This window comes from Frankia sp. Hr75.2 (assembly GCF_949319125.1).
Lineage (GTDB): Bacteria > Actinomycetota > Actinomycetes > Frankiales > Frankiaceae > Parafrankia > Parafrankia soli.
The window spans coordinates 15,108-34,031 of the sequence record NZ_CASGGV010000298.1 but is presented as its reverse complement, the minus strand read 5'-3'; the positions used below and the strand labels follow the sequence as shown (position 1 = coordinate 34,031).

Here is an 18,924-nt window from a genome sequence, read left to right as displayed (position 1 = left end):
GGAAACAGCGACGCTTACGTACTCGTCAGATGGCTGGGGTCGTCCAGGGCGGCGGTCGTGAGCCATCGGTCGCGGTAGGCGGACGGGCTCTCTCCCGTCCACGCCCGGAAGGCACGTGCGAGCGCGCTCGCGCTACCGAAGCCCACCTCGGTGGCGATCTCGCCGACCGAGGTCGTCGGCGTGCTCAGCAGTGCCATGGCCCGGATCAGCCGGACCTGCCGCAGGTACTCCCGCCACGACTGCCCGAGGACGGCCGCGAACCGCCGGCGCAGCACCCGCTCCGAGATGCCGACGGCCCGGCACACCCGGGCTGCTGTGGCATCGGCCAGGTGGTCCGTGGTGTAGGCCATCACGTCCCGGACGACGGGATCGTCCGCGGTGGGCAGCGACAGGGGTGCCTCGTGCGCGAGCTGGCCGCGGACCACCGCGGCCAGCGCCCTGAAGAAGGTGTCGGCCTCGGCGTCGTCCTCACCCCGGCCGATCGGCCATCGGGTCGCGTACCGCATCATCTCCCGCAGCACCGGCGGCACGGGAATGACGGCGGCCCGCGAATACGGGAAGTCGAAGACCGCGGGGTCGAAGAACACCGCGATCGTGGTCACGTTCCTGAGCAGGGGCGAGTGCTCCACCCCGGCCGGCACCCACGCGGCGTAGGACGGCGGCATCAGATAGTGGGTCGTCGGTGTGCGGATCTCCGCGAGACCGGAGACGGCGTACTCGACCTCGTGCAGGTCGTGCCGGTGCCAGTAGGAGATCAACTCGTCCGCCCGGTGCTCCACCGTGCCCGCGCCGACCGTCACGCACCGGCGCATGGGGAGAAATGGCACTGCCGTCACGCTGGAATCGTAGGCGACCAGCCGGTCCGGGCGGGGCCGCCGCGTACGCGTGAAGGCCGGTCCGAACTGGGCCGCCGCGGTACGTGGGAAGGCCGCTGCGGTCGCGCGCCGATGCCCGCGGCGTCCCTACAGTCAGGCCGGTCCGATGGCCACTGTTGCCGAGGAGGCGACGAAGAATGGACGAGCGGGACTTCGGTGCGGCCGCGCAGGCGCTCGCGAAACTGGACCACCTGGGTGTGCCCGAACTCGAGATCCTCTACAAGCTGGAAAGGACGTCGGGGCAGCTCTATTTCCATCTGGCGGACAACATCGGCAACGAGGAGGCCGCCGAGCTGCTTCGCCGCAACGGCCGCGAGGAACTGGGCCACGCCAACCGAATGGGACAGGCCATCGGCATCAAACTCGGACGCGCCTACGAGGCCTCGGCGGGCATGAAGGCGGGATATCCCGTCGCCGCGCCCACCGCCGTCGACGCGGCCCTGCTGAGCGCCATCGCGCGCGGCGAACGAGCCGGCGACGCCGACTACCAGCGGTGGGCGGCGTCCGAGGCGGACGAGAAGGTCGCCCGCCTGCTCCGGATCAGCGGCACCGAGGAGTCCGCGCACGCCGACCGGGTGGCCCGCGCGATCACTCTGCTGGATTCGGCCGGCTGACGGCCGACGATCCGCAGGTGTTTCAACCGCGGCCGACGGAGCGGGGGGCTGAGGCCGGGCCGGCCACCGGGCGGGGAATCACCGGCGCGTCCCGGCCGGTCCCCCCACCGCCGGCCCTGCCACGCTCACTCACCTTCTCCTCGTGGTATTCCTCCTCGACGTTCACCGTCCAGAGTCGTGCCCGGCGTCGTCGAGGATGTTCTCCACCGTGAGCATGGCGGTCAGCATCGAGTGATCGGCGTTGTTGTAGCGGTGCATGCCGTTCCGGCCGACCGGATGCACATTGGGAACATGTAGCGCCAGCCACTCCCGCATCACCTCCACGTTCCGCCGGTAGAACTGGTCGTAGGTCGGATACGCCTTGGGGACGCGGACGACGTAGCCCTTCTCGACCGCGCCGGGGCGGACCAGCCCGAGCGCCTCGAGCTCGGCGGTGCCCAGCGCGACCAGCTCGTCGTCCGGACGAACCCACATGTCGTCGCCCTCGAAGACGAAGAACTCGAGCCCGAGGCAGGTCCGGCCCTCCTTGACCAGGTACGGGGACCACGACCCGTAGTTCTGGATGCGCCCCACCCGCACCCCGGGGTCGTGGATGTAGATCCAGTTGTCCGGGAAGCTGAACTCCTCAGGCACGATGAGCGCGACGGTCAGGTAGTCGCGGTAGCGCAGATCGTTGGCCGCGTCGAGAACATGCGCGGGTGGCGGCGGATCCATGCTGGTGAGCAATGTCGACATCGGCATCGACGAGATGACGTGATCGGCCGGCACCCGCGAGCACTCACCGGACCGCGTCCGCACGGTGACCGCGACGGCCCGGCCGTCCTCATGGTGGATCCTGGTCGCGGACGTGTTCATCACGACCCGTCCACCGAGCTTCTCGACCTTGGCCGCGGCCGCCTCCCACATCATTCCCGGCCCGTACTTGGGGTAACGGAACTCCTCGATGAGGCTGGTTATCTTCTTCTGGTTGCGCTTCGGCAGCACCGCGTTCACGATGGCGGCGGGAAGCGACAGGCCTTTAACCCGCTGCGCCGCCCAGTCAGCCGGCATCTGGCTGACCGGTATTCCCCACACCTTCTCGGTGTAGGTCTTGAAGAAGGTCCGGTAGAGGCGCCATCCGAACCGCGCCACCAGCCATGCCTCGTAGTTCGTCGCCTGCCCCTTCGGCGGTCGGACGCGCGCCCACAGGTACGACGCGATGGCGAGCGACGCCTCGCCCAGGCCGAGGTTGCCGAGCGCGTTGAGCGCCTTCAGCGGGTAGTCATAGAGCTTTCCGTTGTAGTAGATCCTGCTCATCCGGGGGCGTAGCAGAAAATCCTCCTCAGGCAGGATCTCCCGCCAGAGTGCGTCCACCTGCGAGACCTTCGTGAAGAAGCGATGGCCTCCGATACCCGCCCCCGCCGGGCGTGGACGGCGAGCAGTTGGACACTGCGGTCCGCTCCTGCGTCGCACTGTTCGTGCGCGGCTACCGGCAGACGCCCCAGTGACCCACTTGGCGTGAAGCTCCCAGAACCAAACCCGTCAGTACAGTGAATGCTCGTCGGCCACCCGAGAGGGAGCGCCCGCCCGCCGCCGGGCCGGCCGCCCTCACCGCCGGGGGCCGGTCAGCTCCCCGGCGAAGAAGTCGAGGGTGGTGCGGGTCTTCGTCTGCTGCGGCCCGCTGAGATCGACACCGTGCCGGCGCAGGACGTCCGCCGTGCGCCCGGCGACACGCAGCGCCTCGGCGGGCCGGCAGCGGGTGGAAAGCTCGAGGATGCGCGAGCCGTCGGGATACGTCCACCGCTCCGCGAGCAGCGCGCGGTCGTGACCGGCAGGCAGGATCTTGACCCGGCGGGCGTCCACCGGGCCGAACACCGCGAGATCGTCGACGTTGAGCCGGGCCGGCAGGCGGGTGGCGAGCAGCCGCAGCTGCCGCGGGGTGAACAGCCGGTGCAGCGCCCGCCGCCGGGCCATCGCCCGGTCGACGTCGGCGGCGTCCAGCCGGGCCCGCAGCGCCCCGGAGCAGACGTACCGGCCGGGCATACCGTCGATCTCGACGATGAAGTTGCGGGAGCGGCGCAGCCGCGGCGGGACCTCGGCCGGGACGACGGGCCGCAGCTTCACCACCGCGTCGTCGGCGCGGCCGGCGATGCTGCGGACCCGGGCCACCACACCGTTGCGGTGCAGCGCGCGCTCGGGAGTGTCCAGGTAGAAGACCCGCAGCGCCCGGGCGCGGGTGAACTCGATGCCGAGCGCGGCGCAGGTCGCCTCGTGCGCGGCCACGGGCACGACCAGCTTCAGCTCGACCCGGTCGGCCTCGCCGGTCAGCGCCAGCAGGTCGTCGAGATCGGTGTCGGAAAGCTGCCAGAACCGCTGCGCGGCGTGCCGATGCCGGGCGGATCGGGCCCCGCCGGCCACACCCTCCTCGCCGACCCCAAAGCGGGTCCGGTCACGGGGACTGGAGTGAGCGCGGGACATCAACCGCCATGATAAGAGAAGGCGGCGTTCACTTGCCGGCCAAAAATCGTCTGCGTAACCGTCACCCCCCGTTCACGACACCGTGTCACGCCGCGGCGCCGCGGCCCGGGGACGGAACGCGGCCGACGCGCCGGACGGTCAGTGGCCGCCCGGCGCCGACCTGTGTGCTCAGTCGTCGACGAGCTTGATGGCCTGCTTGGGGCAGGCGGTGACGGCCGCGCGGACATCCTTGACGAGGTCCTCCTCGGGGTGCTCGTCCAGCACGTTCAGATAGTCGTTGTCGTCGAGCTCGAACACCGTGGGAGCGAGCCCCACGCACAGCGCGTTGCTCTCACAGAGCTTGAAGTCCACGACCACTCGCATGCTGACCTCCATCGGGCAGTTCGGACAGTGCGGACGTCCGTCGTCCCGCCGGCCTCGGCCTTGCCCGCGGGCCGACCGTCCGATGGACGTCAGAATTTCGCGCGGGGGTGCCGCGCGCGGAGGTCAGGCTACGACTTCTTCGCCCACGAGGGTCGTTCGGTGCATCAACCGGTGCGACGTCGCCGTGTACGGGATCGCCCGGTGCAGCATGCCGGTGTTGTCCCAGATCACGAGGTCGCCGGGGTGCCAGTGATGGCGCAGGACGAACCGCGGCTGGGTCGACCATTCGAGGAGCCGGTCGAGCAGGGCGCGGCTTTCGTCCGCCGGCCAGCCGACGACGTGGTCGGTCGTCGCGCCGACCAGCAGCGACCTGCGGCCGCTGCGGCGGGTCCAGACCAGCGGGTGCTCGCGGGCCGGCACCCGTGCCCACAGCGCGCGGGTCCGCTCCGACGCGTCGGGCTCGGCCAGCGACTGCGAGGCCGCGAAGCTGTGCACGACGCGCAGCTTCGCGAACTGCTCCTTCTCGGCGTCGGAGAGCGCCTCGTAGGCGGCGTAGGTGTTGGCGAACTCGGTGTCGCCGCCCTCGTCGGAGACCTGGCGGGCCGTCAGCAGCGTGGCCTTCTGCGGCAGCTCGTCGTTGGCCCCGTCGATGTGCCAGAAGAAGGTTCCCCGCCGGTAGGCGGCCAGGACACTCTCGGCCGGGTCCAGAGTGATCTTCGAGATCTCGGGGTGGGTGTCCGTGCCGCCCACGGGGGCGACGACCACCTGGCCGAGCAGGCGGCTGAAGGCGACCAGGTCGTCGTCGCCGACGTGGGTCTCGCGGTAGACGACGACGCCGTGGCGTTCCAGCAGGGCCTGGCAGTCGGCCGCGACCGCCGGGTCGGCGAGCTGATGGCCGGCGAGGCCGGCGATCTCGACGCCGACCTCCGGGCTGATCTCGGTGACGGTCACGGCCATGACTACTCCTGTCGGGTCTGGGTGTGCCACCACCCCGTGGGGACGGCGCCGTGCCGGGTCGCTCGTCCGGCGGTCAGGTCTGGGTGAGGTCGTCGTCGAGCTCGAGCTCGAACGAGCGCATCATCAGCGCCAGGGTCTCGTAGGCGCCGACCGTGAAGATGATGTCCAGCAGCTGCTGGGTGTCGTGCTTGGCCGCGAGGGTCTCCCAGCTGCCGGCGCCGATCGCGCCCTCGGTGAGGAGCTCGTCCACCGCGCGGATCAGCGCCGCCTCGACCGGGTCCCAGAAGGGCGCGTCCGGGCCCAGCGCGATGCGGGTGATCTCGTCGTCGGTCAGGCCGATGTCGTGGCCCATGACGACGTGCTGCGTCCACTCGTAGTAGCACTTGCGCAGTGCCGCCACCCGCAAAATGATGATCTCCCGCTGGCGCAGCGTCAGCGTCGTCGCACGCTGGATGTGGCCGTTGAACGTGAAGAAGGCGTGCGCCAGCGTGGGGTGGTGGGCGAGCGTCCCCAGCGTGTTCAGTGCCTTGGGCTTGCCCTCTGAGGGCATCGGAGGGTGCAGCGGCACGGGCGGCGTCAGGGCTGCCAGGGCCGGACGCATCTCCTTCGGCCATTCCCTGAGGGGAAGCGGGTCGATACGTGCCATATCAGAGGTTCCTCCGCCCTTGAACCGGTAAACACCCGGCAACCGATAGTGATACCGATCACACAGCAGGTCAATAGTACTGTGATAACCGGGGCGAGCCGTCCGAACCGAACGAATCCCAAAAAATGCCTATCACCTGACGTTGGTCCGGTCAAGACCCGCAGATCAATTCCGGCCGGCCGATCACCGCCTCCGACACCGCGTCACGGACGGTATTCGACCTCCCGGAATGCCGGCGCCGCCACGAGGCCATGAAAACCTTATATGACGCACCCGAGAACCACCTTACCGCTCACAACCCCCCTGGTGACGCCCCAGGACAGGACCCGACCTCCGACCTGGCCTGGTCTGGCCGCTGGTGGGCGTGAGCGCCGCCAGCCGTCGATTGCACTTTTAGTAATCATCCTCTCCTCAACAGAGAGGATGATTTTCGATCATCAGCGATAACCAACCCGGCCCGGATTAGTTTCTGAACACCCGATTTATCAAGACCCCGGCCCCAGGAGGCTCCCCGGCCGGGAGACAGTGCGGAGATACTCGGAGCAGGCGTCCGGCGGGCAGTCAGGTTCCCTTCACGAAGGGATAGATCCGGGTGAAGTCGGCACCGGGTGCCGCGGCCGCGAACCGCTCCCACACCGATGCCGTGACCGCCCCGATCCGCGAGTTCGGTGAGTTCTGTGAGTTCTGTGGGCTTCGCACGGCGCCGTCGCGCTCCTGGACGGCCGCCAGATAGAGCGCGACGTCCTTCGCCATCAACGAGTTGGTGAAACCAGCCGCGTAGCGTTCGGTGAGTACGTGGTTGGGGAACTTGTCGGCGGTCGCCGAACTCCGGCCGCTCGCGCCGTTCAGCACGTCGAGCATCGTGGCCATGTCGAGCCCGGCCGAGGTGCCGAAGGCGATCGCCTCGCTGGTCGCCGCCAGCGCCGTCGCGGAGAGGAAGTTGTTCGCCAGCTTCAGCGCCTGGGCCAGGCCCGGCTCGTCGCCCACTCTGGTCCGGCGGTCACTCAGGCCGGCCAGGACGGGCGTGACCGCCGCGCAGTCGGCGTCGGACCCGGCGAACATCACCGCGATCGTGCGCGCCCGGGCGCCCGCCACACCACCCGACACCGGCGCGTCGACGTAGCCGACACCGGCGCCGGCCAGCCGGCCGGCGATCCGGCGCGCGGCGGCCACCCCGACCGTCGAGGTGTCGACGACGTACGCCGCCCGCCGGCCGGCCAGCGCGACGATCTCACCGGCGACCTGCTCGGACACCGCCCCGTCGGGCAGGCTGAACACGACGGTGTCGGCCCGGCCGGCGACCTCGGCGACGTCGGCCGCGCCGACCGCTCCCACCGGGACCCGATCCGGGCCGGCCGCGTCGTGGGCGACGACGTCGAACCCGGCCGCGACCAGGTTCGCCGCCAGGGCGCCGCCCATGCTCCCCAGGCCCACGAATCCGACCGTCGCCCTCGTGCCCGCCATCATGCCCATCCTCGTCGCCGCGACCGCCTCGCCCGGGCGGCGGCGGCGGCCCGGTCGGGGCCGGGACCTTCCCCCGGCGCCGCCACGAACGGTAGCTTCGCAGAAAGTAGACTGATGCGTCTGCTTGATTCACCGGCGCGATCGAGCCATGGGCACAAACCCGGCGGGGGTGCTTTCCCGCGGCGTTCACCCTGAGTCCACCGCCCGGCAGCCGCAGGCTCCGAGAATTTCTCTCAGCCGCTCCTCCGACGGGTCGGCGGGAGGTTTTCTCGTGGACCACGCGGTTTACCACGTGCTCGAGCAGAGCCGGGAATACGAGGTTGATCTTGTCGTCACCGCCGGCCAGTGGCCGGACGGGCTGACCGGGTTCGCATTTGTCGTCGGGCCGGCCCAGCCGACGGTGCTGGACTTCGCGCCGAGCGGGCCGGGAATGCTGACCCGGGTCGATCTGGCGAAACGCATCTGGCGGACCCGCCGGGTGGTCACGCCGGACCTGGCGATGCTGGGCGGGCTGCGTGCCGCACTGGCTCCGGAGGAGCTCCAGCGGCTGCTGACCGGCGCCCGCCCGTCACTCAGCCACACCGCGCCGCACTTCTTCGGTGACCGGCTGCTGCTCACCGCCGACCGACAGCGGCCGGTGGAGCTCGACCCGGTCACGATGACCTACCGGACGTTCCTCGGCGCGGTACAGGAGTATCCCCAGGTCGGGGCGCATCCGCTGTTCCCCGGGGTGCAGACGACGTCCCACCCGGTGGTCGACCCCGACGAGGGCTGCCTGTGGTGGAGCAACATCCACCTGCGCCCGCGCGGCCGGTCGACCACCGACGCGGAGGGCCCACTGTCGGTGGTGCGCTGGGACGGCCACGGCGAGCTGGAGACCTGGGAGGTCCCCGGGGCGCGCATCACCCAGGGCACCCACGAGATCGCGGTGACCCGCGACTACGTCATCTTCACCGAGATCGGCTTCCAGCCGGAGCCCGGCAGTGTCGCCGGCCGCGGCCGCACCAAGCCGCACCTGCCGTTCACCGACATCTACCTGGTCGCCAAGCGGGCGCTGACCCGCGCCCGGGTCGGCTCCGCGGTGCCGGTGACGCACGCGCGGGTCCCGTACGAGTCGTTCCACGAGTTCGCCGACTACGGCCAGGACGGCGACGACGTCACGATGTACGTCGCGCACTCGAACGGCTGGGACATGAACTACGCCATCACCCGCTCGGACATCGTGTGGCGCACCGGGGACAGGCTGCGCAGCTGCCTGTCCGGGTTCATGCCGACGCCGGTCGACGCCGCACCGGTCGGGCGGCACGTCATCGACGGCCGTACCGGGCAGGTGCGGCAGAGCAGGTACTTCCTCGACCCGCAGCGGCACTGGGGAACCCTGCTCTACGCCCGCGACACCCGCCCGGCGGCGCTCGAGCGGGGCCGCCACCTGTGGCAGGCGTACTGGGGCGCCACGCCCGACACGATGGTCTCGGCGATCGTCGAGATGTACGCCGACCATCCGTTCCGGGTGGTCGACGTCGACGACCTGCCCACGACCGAGATCCCGTCGTCGCTGGTCTGCATCGACCTGGAGTCGATGACCGAGCAGTCGGCGTGGACGTTCCCGGCCGGGACGATCTGCGAGTCCCCGGTCTTCGTGCCGGACAAGGCCGGCGGCGACGGCTGGGTGGTGGTCTTCGTCAAGCATGCGGACCGCACCGAACTGCAGGTCTTCGACGCCCTGGCGCTGGATCTCGGCCCGTGCGCCGTGGCGACGGCGCCAGGCCTGCGAATGCCCGTGCTGTTCCACTCGGGCTACACGGAGACCATCCGCTCCCCCGGTACCGACTACCGGCGCTCGTTCGCCGCCGACCTCGGCACCGGATGGCGCGACCTCTCCCCGGCCGCGCGCGCCATCGTCACCGAGATCGTGGAGGCGTTCGGCTAGGACGCGCATCGCATCAGTCGTTGACTTTCACGGCGGCCAGCCTGTCGGGGTCGAGAATGAGGTCGATCTCGCTGATGCGGCCGTTGACGACGATGAATCCCACGACTGCGATCAGCCCGGCTCTGCCACGCGCGATCATGCCGGCGGCGCCGTTGACGAGGGCGGGTTCCCAGGGGCCGGCGAAGCGTGGGCCCTGGACGGCGGCGTGGCTGGCGACGTCGCGTGCTCCGGTGAGCAGCGGTGGGGCGAGCCAGGTGCGGGGCCCGGTGTCGACCCGGAGTCTGACGTCCGGGTCGAGGAGTTCGACGAGCGCGGCGAAATCACCGTTGCGAGCAGCGGCGAGGAAGGCTTCGGCCACGCGACGTTGGGTGGGGAGGTCGGGATCCGGCCGGGTGCCGCTGCCCTGGACGCGACGACGGGCGCGACTGGCCAGCTGCCGTGTCGCCGCCGGACTCTTCTCGAGGATGGGAGCGATGTCGTCGAACGGGACGCCGAACATGTCGTGCAGCACGAACGCGAGCCGTTCCGCCGGTCGAAGACTGTCCAGGACGACGAGGAGCGCCAGGCCGACCGAGTCGGCCAGCAGGACGCGTTGTTCGGGATCGGGGGTGTCTGCCTCGGTGATGACCGGGTCGGGCAGCCACGTGCCGGGCAGGTCCTCGCGCCGCGCCCGGCGGGCGCGCAGCATGTCGACGCAGACGCGCCCGACGACGGTGGTCAGCCACCCGGCCAGGTTGTCGATCGCCGTCTCGTCTGCTCGACTGAGCCGCAGCCAGGCTTCCTGCACTGCGTCGTCGGCGTCCGCGAAGGAGCCGAGCATGCGGTAGGCGACGGCGCGCAGCTGGCGACGTTGGCGTTCGAACTGTTCGGCGTACCAGGCGGCGCCGTTCGCGGGGGACGCGGGCTCGAAGGTCATGACAGGTGGTCGGCGGCGGGGTCAGTCACGGCCGAACGCCTCCCGCCGGATCACCTGTAGGAGTGTCGGGGCGTTCTCGCTGGTCGTGATCTCGACCGTCCGGCCGACGAACCGCTTCCCGGTGGCCTGCGTCAGCAGGCAGTGGGCCAGGTCGGCACGGCTGGTGAAGACTCCGTCCAGCGGGCCGTCGCTGACGGTGTAGCGCGAGACGTGGTCGGCATCGAACAGCCCCGAGGATCGGATGATCGTCCATTCCGCGTCACTCTCGCGGACGATCTGCTCCATGGCCCGCATGTCCGCGTACGTGGTCCTGCCGATCGTCCTGACGATCATCGGCTGCATGACCCGGTTGAGCAGGAACCCGCCCTCGCGGTGGGGGTGGGGTTCGACCGCCGTCGAGCTGACGACGGCCAGCCGTTTCACACCGTGCCGCGTCATCGCCTCGAGAATCTTCGCGGCGCCGCGGCTGTAGACGGTGATCGGGCCACGGGTGAACGGCACCCCCAGGCTGGACAGCACCGCGTCGGCGCCCTCGATCGCCGGCGCGAGGGCGGCCCCGTCGGACACATCGCCCCCGATGACGGTGAGCTGCTCACCGGCCAGCGGGAACTCCGCCGGGCAACGCGTCACCGCCGTCACGGCGTGGCCCGCGTCGAGTGCCTGTCGCACCACGAGGCGCCCCGTGGCCCCACTGGCTCCGAAGATCGTGATCTTCATACGCTTCCGTCCTTCGCCTGTGCTCGCGTCCGCGTGGCGGTGCGGTCTGGTTCCTGCGCGCTGCAGGCACCCTGCGGATACGTCGAATCCAGGCAGGTCGGATGTGACAGATTCGCGGTGGATCGGCACTCCACCGCGCTGAGCGTCCCCGCGGACGCCAGCGTCGCGGACCGGAACCCGCGCTACCCCGACCACCTGCAGCGGCGGCTGCTCGGCGCCGGCATCCCGGTCTCCGTCGTCAACGCCGGGATCAGCGGGAACATGCTCCTGACCAGCGGTGAGCCGTCGCGGGCGGGGCGCAGCGGGCTGCAGCGCTTCGACGATCACGCCCGCGTCCAATGCCGTCATCGACGGCACCGGCACCGCCCCCGACAGCGAGAACTACCGCCAGCGGATCAACTCCTGGATACGCGGCCAGCGCCTCGCCGACGGGTTCGTGGACTTCGACGCGGCGGTGCGCGACCCCGCCGACCCGTCCACGCTGCTGCCGGCGTAGCCGAACGAGAGCAGACGAGCGACAGCCGGACGAACGACAGCGACCGGGCGCGTGGGTACGCGCCCGGCCGCTGTCACGGATCGGTGGGGTCAGCCCCGGTTCGAGGCGCCCCGCGGGACGTCCCGGAAGGCCACCCCGCGGTCCTTCGCCGGCTCGCGGGGCATGCCGAGCACCCGCTCGCTGACAACGTTGCGGGCCATCTCGGTGGTGCCGCCGCCGATGCAGCTCACCTGCCGCAGCAGGAAGTCGTTGCCGCACTCGGCGGTGGCGCCGTCGTCGTCCGTCCAGGCCGCGCTCGCCCCGCCGGCCAGGTTGAACGACAGGGTCGTGGTCCGCGCGGCCGTCACACCGGTGAACAGCCGTCCGATGGCCGCCGACTGGTCGGGCATCCGGCCGGACCGCAGGCCACGGGACAGCCGGCCCTGCAGCGCGTGCGTGACGAGGTCGAGCATGCGGCCCTCACCGATGAGGTCACGGGCCAGCGGGTCCTCGAGCCGGCCGGCGTCGCGCGCGATCTCCACCAGGTGGGTGGCGCGGATCGTGCCGCGCGCCCCGTCGGCGGGAATGGTGACCAGCGGCGAGTTGTGCAGCATCCGCTCGTGGAACATCCACCGGGTGCCGACCGTCCAGCCGTCGTCGACCTCGCCGATGCGGTCGGTGTCCGGGACCCGGACGTCGGTGAGGAACTCCTGGCAGAACTCCTTGTTGCCGTTCAGCATCTCGATGCGGTGCACCTCGATACCCGGCTGGTGAATCGGCAGGATGAACACGGTCAGCCCACGGTGCTTCGGGACGTCCCAGTTCGTCCGGGCCAGGACGAGGCCCCAGTCCGACCACCAGGCGCCGGTCGTCCAGATCTTGGACCCGTTCAGGATCCAGTCGTCACCGTCGCGGACGGCACTGGTCAGCGCGGCGGCGACGTCCGAACCGGCGCTCGGCTCGGACAGGAACTGCATCCACAGCTCCTCGCCCTTCAGAATCGCCGGGATGTGCTGGCGCTTCTGCTCCTCGGTGCCGAAGTCGAGCAGCACCGCGGCACACGGCGAGAATGTCGGGGCCTGGATGTCGGCGGGATACTCGTAGCCCGAGATCTCCTCGCTGAAGGCCTTCTGGTGGTCCGCGGTGAGCCCCTGGCCGCCGTATTCGCGGGGAAAGGCGATCCCGGCGAAACCCGCGTCGTAGAACATCCGCTGGATTTCGCGCTGGCGCGCGACCGCGGCGAGCTCCGCCTCGTCGCTTTCACCCGCGCGCATCACGCCGATCCCGCTGCCCGCCGGGAGCGGCGCCAGGTTGCCCCGGATCCAGTCCCGCGCCCGCTGGCGGAAGGCCTCGACGTCCTCGATGTCGCCCGTGCTCATGCCCGCTCCTTGAGATGTTCGACCACGCCGGCGATCCGCTGCCGGTGCTCGGCGGGGGTGCCGTACAGCGCGCGGTCGAGGACGACCCGGCGCAGGAAGAGATGCAGGTCGTGCTCGAAGGTCACGCCGATCCCGCCGTGGATCTGGACGCAGTCCTGGAGCAGCTCGGTTCCGTACTCACCGATGAACGCCTTCGCGGCGCTGACCAGCTCGGGGGCGTCCGGCGACTCCGCGTCGACGGCGCTCGCCGCCGTGTCGCTGATGGCGTGCGCCGCCTCCAGCCACGACTTCATGTCCGCGAACCGGTGCTTGAGCTCCTGGTAGGAGGCCAGCGGCCGGCCGAACGAGTAGCGCTCGAACGCCCACTGCACCGTCATGTCGAACGCGGCCTGCATCGAGCCGACGCTCTCCGCGCAGAGGATCACCAGGGCCAGCTGGAGCTGACGCTCCACCTGCTCCGCGGCCCCGCCGAGCTCACCGACCAGGGCGCTTGCCGGCACCCGCACCCCGTCGAACCGGACGGTCGCGAACCGGCGGGTCAGGTCGACGGTGCGCAGCGGCTCCACCGTCAGGCCCGGCGTGTCGGTCGGGACGAGCACCTGGGTGAGACCCGCCTCGCTGCGCCCCGTGACCAGCAGGAACTGGGCCACGCCCGCCGACTCGACCGGGCGCTTGACCCCGTCGAGGACGATCTCGTCGCCCTCTACCCGGCAGGTCAGCTCCACCGTGCCGAGACGATCGTTCGGCGCGGGCTCGCCGTAGCACCACGAGGCGATCGCCGTGCCTTCCAGCAGCCCCGCCAGGACGGCCTCGTGCGCCGCGCCGCCGACGGCGCTCAGCGCCGCCGCGACGACGTTCGTCGGCACCAGCGGTCCGGGCGCCGCCCGGAGCCCGAACTCGTGCGCGGCCACGGTCAGGTCGACCAGGCCCGCCCCACTGATAGAGCCGCCGCCATTCTCCTCGGACACCAGCAGGGACGTCCAGCCGAGCTCGGCGCCGGCACGCCAGTAGTCCGCCTCGAACCCCGAGGCGTCGTTCCGCAGCCGCCGGATCGTCTCTGTGGGCACCCGGTCGGTCAGATACCGAGCCGTCGCCTCCCGCAGGACTTCCTGATCGGGATCCAACTCCAGCAGCACAGTCTGTTACCTCCACGACGCTTGAGGCCCTCGCGCGCCACGTGGCACCGCAAGAGGTCAGACTGAAAACGTATAGCGATTTTTGACAGAACTTCAACAGTTACCCCGTTACCGCCGCGAACCCCCGATCCAGCCCACCATGTGGTGACGGAGACCGGCTTGTCCGGCTGCGTCTGGGCCGGAATGCGACGGCCGGTGGCTGGGCGGTCGCCGGACGAGGCCGGCGACCGCGGGCGGCGCGGCGGTCAGGAACCGGCGTTGTAGACGACCTTGCTCGGCGTGATCCGGACGATGATCCGCTGCTCGCCGGGCTTGCGGAACGGGTAGCTGTCGACCCCGAGGTACTTCTTGGCCAGCCGGTCGATGTGGGCGTCGGCGCCCTCGGTGTCGAGCGTGGCCGTCCCCGTCACGCTCACCAGGTGGTAGCGGTCTTCCGGGTCCAGCACGCCCACGGACACCCGCGGGTCCTTGCGCAGGTGCTTCTCCTTGACCCGGCCGACCGCGGTGTTGAACAGGACATCGTCGCCGTCGACGTCGACCCAGACCACCGTGCTGTGCGGCGAGCCGTCCGCGGTCAACGTGGTCACCCACCCGTGGAAGGGCTTGTCCAGCAGTTCCTTCGCCCCGTCATCGAGCTTGCCCATGTCCTACCTCCGTCGTCGCGAGGCCGTCGATACGGCGGCATCGACCACCGCACGCGACGCACCTCTCCTGGACGACGCCACCCGTCGTGAACGTCGCCACCCGCACGCTCAGCGGCGCCGGACCATCGTGATATTCCCGCACCCGCGCCACCCACCCGACGCCCGCCGGTCCGGGACGGCCGCGCCCGGCCACCGCCCCCGTTGCGCTCTCGGTGCGCTCACCCGGCGGTGTCCCCGCGGACGTCACCGGTGACGTCCGTGGTTCTCGCGGTGACCTCCTCGGTCCCGTCCTCGGTGATGTCGAAGTCGTACTCGAGCGGCACGATCAGCCGGTAGGGCAGGAAGGCCAGCTCCTCGTAGGCCCCGCGGTGCGCGGGGAACCGGCCGACGGCGCGCCAGTACCGCTTGGCCTCCTCGATCCGCCCCATCACCAGCTCGGGCGGGTCCTCGCAGAGCAGCATGTGCAGCACGAGATCCGACCCCGGTGCCGCGTCGACAGCCTCGCCCCCGCCGGCCTCGTCTCCGCTGGTCTCGCTCCCACCGGCCTCGCCCCCGCCGATCTCGTCCGCCCACTTCAGCCGGACGGCGCCGAGGAGGCCGGGCACGGCCGCCAGGTCGGGCAGGTGCACCCGCTCCCACCAGTCCACCGCCTCGCCCAGCCGGGCCGCCGACGGCGCCCGCCCGAGCGCCACGATCACCCCTCGGTGCGCGAGATACGGGACGGCGACGGGGCGCACCAGGCACCCCGGGCGGCTCCAGGCCGCGGCGACCCGCCACCGCGAGCTGTGACGAGGCCGCCCGATCCGCCAGAAGCGCCCGCCTTTGAGGAGCGTCCGATCCAGGGCGAGCCAGCCCTCGCGGGCCTGCTCGCTGGTCATGTCCAGCGGACCGCCGAACCAGTAGGTGGTCAGGTACGGCGGATACCCGCCGAGCAGGTCGGACCGGACGACCCCCGGTGCTTCCCGCAGGTCGCGGGGCGCGACGTAGCGACGTCCCAGGAGCACGTCGGGCTTGGCCAGGTGCTCGGGCATGTGGTCGAGGTCGTACCACCGGTTGTACTCGACCGTGCACTCAGCCGGGATCTCCAGCAACGCCAGCATCATCCCGTCGATCTCCACAGCCAACCGACCCCCTCGCGTCCAACGGGACACCATCAAACCGGGCTCCAGCCCCCAGAGCACCTCACCCACCCGAACCCGGCCATCCAGCGACTTCCACGACCGCGGCTACCAGGGACCGGGCCGACTCCGGGAGGACCGGACCAGGGCTGGGAGCTGGGGCCAAGGACTGAGCCGGGGGCTGCGGTTCGGGGCTGCGAGTGGGTGAGAAGTGGCGCAGGGGTGGCGGGAAGCATGGGGTGGGGGCGAGGCTAAGGGTGAGCGTTGACCTTTTCCGACTCCCGTGGATGAATATTGATGTCGACGTCGATGTCGGACAGCTTCCCCCGGGCTCCCGTCGACCGCGGTCCCGCTCCCGTCCGCCCAGCACCGGCGAAGGAGACCCGATGCATCCCGACAACGCGACCGACAGCCCGACCCTGAGCCCGACCAGCAACGCGAGCGACAGCCCGACCACAAACCCGACCGGCAGCGCGGGTAACGGCGCGACCGGCAGCGCGACGCGGCCAGAGCAGGTCGGCTACGAGGCCGAGCACGTCGACTACGAGGTTGTTGACGAGCACATCGCCGTCATCACCCTTAACCGGCCGCAGGCCGCCAACGCGCAGAACCCCAAGGTCCTGCGCGAGCTCGACGAAGCCTGGCAGGCCGCCGACGCCGATGCCGAGGTCCGGGTCATCATCCTGAGATCGACCGGGAAGCACTTCTCGGCCGGCCACGACATGTCCGGCACCGAGAGCGACGTCCCGCGTCCGGCCTGGACGCCCGACAGCGGCTACGACTGGGAGACCCGGCACTACCTGCACTATGCGAAGACCTGGCGCGACATTCCGAAGCCGTCGATCGCCGCCGTCCAGGGCAAGTGCATCGCCGGTGGGCTCATGCTCTGCTGGCCCTGCGATCTCATCGTCGCCGCCGACAACGCCGAGTTCTCCGACCCCGTCCTGCACATGGGCATCGGCGGCGTGGAGTACCACGGTCACACCTGGGAGCTCGGGGCTCGCAAGGCCAAGGAACTGCTGTTCACCGGCGGTCCCGTCACGGCCGCCGAGGCGCTCGGGCTCGGCATGGTCAACAGGGTCGTCCCGCTCGACGACCTGTACCCGGCCACCCTGGAGCTTGCCCGCCGCATCGCCCGCCAGGACCCGTTCGCGCTGCGCATGGCCAAGCGCGCCGTCAACCACACCCTGGACGTCCAGGGTTTCAGCACCGCCGTCGACTCGGTGTTCGACATGCACCACCTCGCCCACGCCCGCGCCGCGCTGCGGAACAACGGGACTCCCTCCCTCGCCGGGCTGACGTCCATGAAGAACCGCGGCAGGTCCTCGTGACGGCGGCCGTGACCGAGCCTCGTGGCGCCGGGGCGTCCGTCTTCGTCAGCAACGGCGGGGTCCGGTTACACGCGCTCGACAACGGGCTGCTCGGCGCCGCCGCGCCGCCGGTCGTGGTGGTGCCGGGCATGGGCGAGTCCGCGGCCGAGTACGGCTGGCTGCTCGACCAGCTCGGTGAGCGGCGGGCTGTCGTCGTCGACCTGCGCGGGCGGGGTGGCAGCGACGCGCCGGCCAGCGGGTACGCGTGGGAGGACCACATCAGCGACCTGGGCGCGGTCATCAGCGCGCTCGAGGTGGAACGGCCGGTTCTCGTCGCGTTCTCCCGCGGGTCGTCCTACGCGCTCGGGTATGCGCTCGAGCATCCGGAGCAGGTGCGTGGGCTGGTGGTCGGCGACTACGGGGCACGGCACGTGCGCCCGCCCGACGCCGTCGTCGAGCGGCAGCTGCGGGCGGAGATCCGCGGCGTGCCGATGATCGACCGGATGGCGGAACACGCGGCACGGGCGGTCTTCACCGAGAGCCGGGACGTACCGCTGTGGGACCGGCTTTCCGGGCTGAGCTTTCCCGTCCTGGTGATCAGGGGCGGGCGCCGCAGCACGGTGGTCACCGACCAGGTCGCCGACCAGTGGCGCCAGGCGCTGCCCACGGTCGAGATCGCGACCATCCCCGGCGCCGGCCACGACCTGTGGAGCGGTGATCCGGACGTGTACCTCGCAGCCCTCCTCCCCTTCCTGAACCGGCTCACCGACGTCGGCCGGGACGGTGCATGAGCGCATAGCGGACCTCGCCGACCCCGGGCCGGCGGACACGCTGGTCGACCTGGGCGCCGGCCACGGCGACACCCTCGCCGCGATCACCCGCCGGTCCCCCTCGGCGCGGCTGATCGGGCTCGACCTGAACCCCGAGCCGCTGCGCCGCCTCACCGCCGCGCTGCCCGGGGCAGGCGCCGTCCAGCATGATCTGAGCGGGGCCCTGCCGTTCGCCAACGCCCGCGTCGACGTCGTGATCTCCAACAACACGCTCGAGTGCCTCACCGATCCGGCGGCGCTGCTGGAGGAGATCGCCCGCGTCCTGCGGCCGGGTGGGCGGGCGGTACTCGGCCACACCGACTTCGAGACGATCGCCGTCGCGATCGCGGACCGCGGCCTGGCCCGCCGGGTGCTGCTCACCTACGCGGAGCTGCCGGTCCCCTACGAGTACATGGCGGCCACCGACCCGCAGCTGGGACGTCGCCTCGCGGGCCTGGTGCGGCGCAGCCCGCTGGCGCTCGAGTCCGTCGAGGCGCACACGACCGTCTCGCCGACGCTCGCGGAGGCCATGCCGCTCCGGCTGGGTGAGATCCACGACGCCGTCCACCGCTGCGCGGACCGCGGTTTGGGCCACGTGAGCCTGGACGAGCTCGCGGAGTGGAGCCGCCAGCTCCAGGCGGCCCAGGACGACGGCGACTTCCTGTTCAGCGAGACCGCGTACATCGTCACCGCCCGCCGGGCCGGGTGACCTTGTTCCGTCGTGCCGGGGCTGGACCGCCGTTCGGGGAACCGTCCGGATCGGGGACGGCGAAGGCCCGGCGGGCGTGGGCGAGCAGTTCGCGGACGGCGGGGCTGGCCGGGACGCCAGACAAAGGTGAGCAGCGCTGGCGACTCAGGCCGTTCACGGGCAGCGCGATAAGCCGGTCACCGTACGCCGCCGCCATCGACATGCTGAGGACGGCCACGCCCAGGCCGCGGCTGGCGAGGTCGGCGATAGCGTCCGGCGCGCTGGCCTGCAACGCGATCCTGGGATGAAGGTCGCGGGCCTGGCAGGCCCGGTCGAGCACGGTGCGCAGGCCGGTGCCGGGCGGCATGCACACGACCGGGTGCAGGCACAGGTCACGCAGGTTGACGTCCTCCCCCGCGTGAGCGC

19 protein-coding genes and 1 pseudogene are annotated in these 18,924 nt (G+C 71.0%); 6 read left to right on the top strand and 14 right to left on the bottom strand.

Translation table 11 applies throughout. The features are described from left to right. Nucleotides 1-14: 14 nt before the first annotated feature. Nucleotides 15-836, bottom strand: coding sequence for a helix-turn-helix transcriptional regulator (locus AC559T_RS23530; protein ID WP_235013553.1), 822 nt, complete (start codon nt 834-836; stop codon nt 15-17). Between the two features lie 176 nt (nt 837-1,012). On the opposite strand from AC559T_RS23530, the gene AC559T_RS23525 reads away from it, so the two are divergent. Beyond that, on the top strand, nt 1,013-1,489 hold the full coding sequence (locus tag AC559T_RS23525) for a ferritin-like domain-containing protein (RefSeq protein WP_498870141.1): 477 nt from the start codon (nt 1,013-1,015) through the stop codon (nt 1,487-1,489). A gap of 22 nt (nt 1,490-1,511) precedes the next feature. Here the strand turns inward: AC559T_RS23525 and AC559T_RS23520 are convergent. The 6 genes and pseudogenes from AC559T_RS23520 to AC559T_RS23495 form a co-directional block, all read right to left on the bottom strand. Continuing rightward, a pseudogene (locus tag AC559T_RS23520) lies at nt 1,512-2,878 on the bottom strand (NAD(P)/FAD-dependent oxidoreductase); the annotation flags it as partial. Between the two features lie 198 nt (nt 2,879-3,076). After that, nucleotides 3,077-3,946 (bottom strand): adenylate cyclase, encoded by an 870-nt coding sequence (locus AC559T_RS23515; RefSeq protein WP_498870140.1) that lies wholly within the window; start codon nt 3,944-3,946, stop codon nt 3,077-3,079. A 168-nt stretch (nt 3,947-4,114) separates the two neighbouring features. Further along, on the bottom strand, nt 4,115-4,309 hold the full coding sequence (locus AC559T_RS23510; protein WP_071060280.1) for a ferredoxin: 195 nt from the start codon (nt 4,307-4,309) through the stop codon (nt 4,115-4,117). A gap of 123 nt (nt 4,310-4,432) precedes the next feature. Continuing rightward, nucleotides 4,433-5,266: a TauD/TfdA dioxygenase family protein gene (locus AC559T_RS23505; RefSeq protein ID WP_071060161.1), complete on the bottom strand. Its 834-nt coding sequence runs from the start codon at nt 5,264-5,266 to the stop codon at nt 4,433-4,435. 73 nt (nt 5,267-5,339) lie between these two features. Then, a complete protein-coding gene (locus AC559T_RS23500; protein WP_112104624.1) occupies nt 5,340-5,912 on the bottom strand; it encodes a carboxymuconolactone decarboxylase family protein in 573 nt (190 codons plus the stop codon). A gap of 561 nt (nt 5,913-6,473) precedes the next feature. After that, complete coding sequence (locus AC559T_RS23495; RefSeq protein WP_498870153.1) at nt 6,474-7,376, bottom strand: NAD(P)-dependent oxidoreductase; 903 nt, start codon at nt 7,374-7,376, stop codon at nt 6,474-6,476. A gap of 271 nt (nt 7,377-7,647) precedes the next feature. Here AC559T_RS23495 and AC559T_RS23490 point away from each other — a divergent pair, with 271 nt between their 5' ends. Beyond that, nucleotides 7,648-9,306, top strand: a complete 1,659-nt coding sequence (locus tag AC559T_RS23490) for a carotenoid oxygenase family protein (protein ID WP_498870139.1) — start codon at nt 7,648-7,650, stop codon at nt 9,304-9,306. A gap of 13 nt (nt 9,307-9,319) precedes the next feature. Here the strand turns inward: AC559T_RS23490 and sigJ are convergent, their stop codons facing one another. Continuing rightward, entirely contained in the window at nt 9,320-10,222 is a 903-nt protein-coding gene (sigJ, locus tag AC559T_RS23485) for an RNA polymerase sigma factor SigJ (protein WP_112104626.1), read from the bottom strand. Nucleotides 10,223-10,243: 21 nt separating this feature from the next. Further along, the gene (locus AC559T_RS23480; protein WP_071060157.1) at nt 10,244-10,939 is read right to left on the bottom strand and encodes an NAD(P)-dependent oxidoreductase; all 696 of its coding nucleotides are present in this window, start codon (nt 10,937-10,939) and stop codon (nt 10,244-10,246) included. A 277-nt stretch (nt 10,940-11,216) separates the two neighbouring features. Here AC559T_RS23480 and AC559T_RS23475 point away from each other — a divergent pair, with 277 nt between their 5' ends. Next, entirely contained in the window at nt 11,217-11,435 is a 219-nt protein-coding gene (locus AC559T_RS23475) for a hypothetical protein (RefSeq protein WP_498870138.1), read from the top strand. 89 nt (nt 11,436-11,524) lie between these two features. Here the strand turns inward: AC559T_RS23475 and AC559T_RS23470 are convergent, their stop codons facing one another. The 4 genes from AC559T_RS23470 to AC559T_RS23455 all read right to left on the bottom strand — a co-directional run bounded on the left by AC559T_RS23470 (nt 11,525) and on the right by AC559T_RS23455 (nt 15,691). Next, the gene (locus AC559T_RS23470; RefSeq protein ID WP_498870137.1) at nt 11,525-12,793 is read right to left on the bottom strand and encodes an acyl-CoA dehydrogenase family protein; all 1,269 of its coding nucleotides are present in this window, start codon (nt 12,791-12,793) and stop codon (nt 11,525-11,527) included. After that, on the bottom strand, nt 12,790-13,929 hold the full coding sequence (locus AC559T_RS23465; RefSeq protein ID WP_071060154.1) for an acyl-CoA dehydrogenase family protein: 1,140 nt from the start codon (nt 13,927-13,929) through the stop codon (nt 12,790-12,792). The genes AC559T_RS23470 and AC559T_RS23465 overlap by 4 nt, the downstream gene beginning before the upstream one ends. Nucleotides 13,930-14,174: 245 nt before the next feature. Beyond that, nucleotides 14,175-14,573, bottom strand: coding sequence for a PPOX class F420-dependent oxidoreductase (locus AC559T_RS23460; protein WP_071060153.1), 399 nt, complete (start codon nt 14,571-14,573; stop codon nt 14,175-14,177). A 218-nt stretch (nt 14,574-14,791) separates the two neighbouring features. Then, nucleotides 14,792-15,691 carry a hypothetical protein gene (locus AC559T_RS23455; RefSeq protein ID WP_498870152.1) on the bottom strand — a complete coding sequence of 300 codons (900 nt, stop codon included), beginning with the start codon at nt 15,689-15,691 and terminating at the stop codon, nt 14,792-14,794. A gap of 386 nt (nt 15,692-16,077) precedes the next feature. On the opposite strand from AC559T_RS23455, the gene AC559T_RS23450 reads away from it, so the two are divergent. The 3 genes from AC559T_RS23450 to AC559T_RS23440 are packed head-to-tail and all read left to right on the top strand — an operon-like array spanning nt 16,078 to nt 18,519. Further along, nucleotides 16,078-17,022 (top strand): enoyl-CoA hydratase, encoded by a 945-nt coding sequence (locus tag AC559T_RS23450; RefSeq protein WP_498870136.1) that lies wholly within the window; start codon nt 16,078-16,080, stop codon nt 17,020-17,022. Nucleotides 17,023-17,030: 8 nt separating this feature from the next. Then, nucleotides 17,031-17,792 carry an alpha/beta fold hydrolase gene (locus AC559T_RS23445; protein ID WP_498870135.1) on the top strand — a complete coding sequence of 254 codons (762 nt, stop codon included), beginning with the start codon at nt 17,031-17,033 and terminating at the stop codon, nt 17,790-17,792. Continuing rightward, nucleotides 17,785-18,519 (top strand): methyltransferase domain-containing protein, encoded by a 735-nt coding sequence (locus AC559T_RS23440; RefSeq protein WP_498870134.1) that lies wholly within the window; start codon nt 17,785-17,787, stop codon nt 18,517-18,519. The genes AC559T_RS23445 and AC559T_RS23440 overlap by 8 nt, the downstream gene beginning before the upstream one ends. Here the strand turns inward: AC559T_RS23440 and AC559T_RS23435 are convergent. After that, nucleotides 18,497-18,883 (bottom strand): LysR substrate-binding domain-containing protein, encoded by a 387-nt coding sequence (locus tag AC559T_RS23435; RefSeq protein WP_368672066.1) that lies wholly within the window; start codon nt 18,881-18,883, stop codon nt 18,497-18,499. The two genes, AC559T_RS23440 and AC559T_RS23435, sit on opposite strands and share 23 nt — an antisense overlap. Nucleotides 18,884-18,924: the final 41 nt, after the last annotated feature.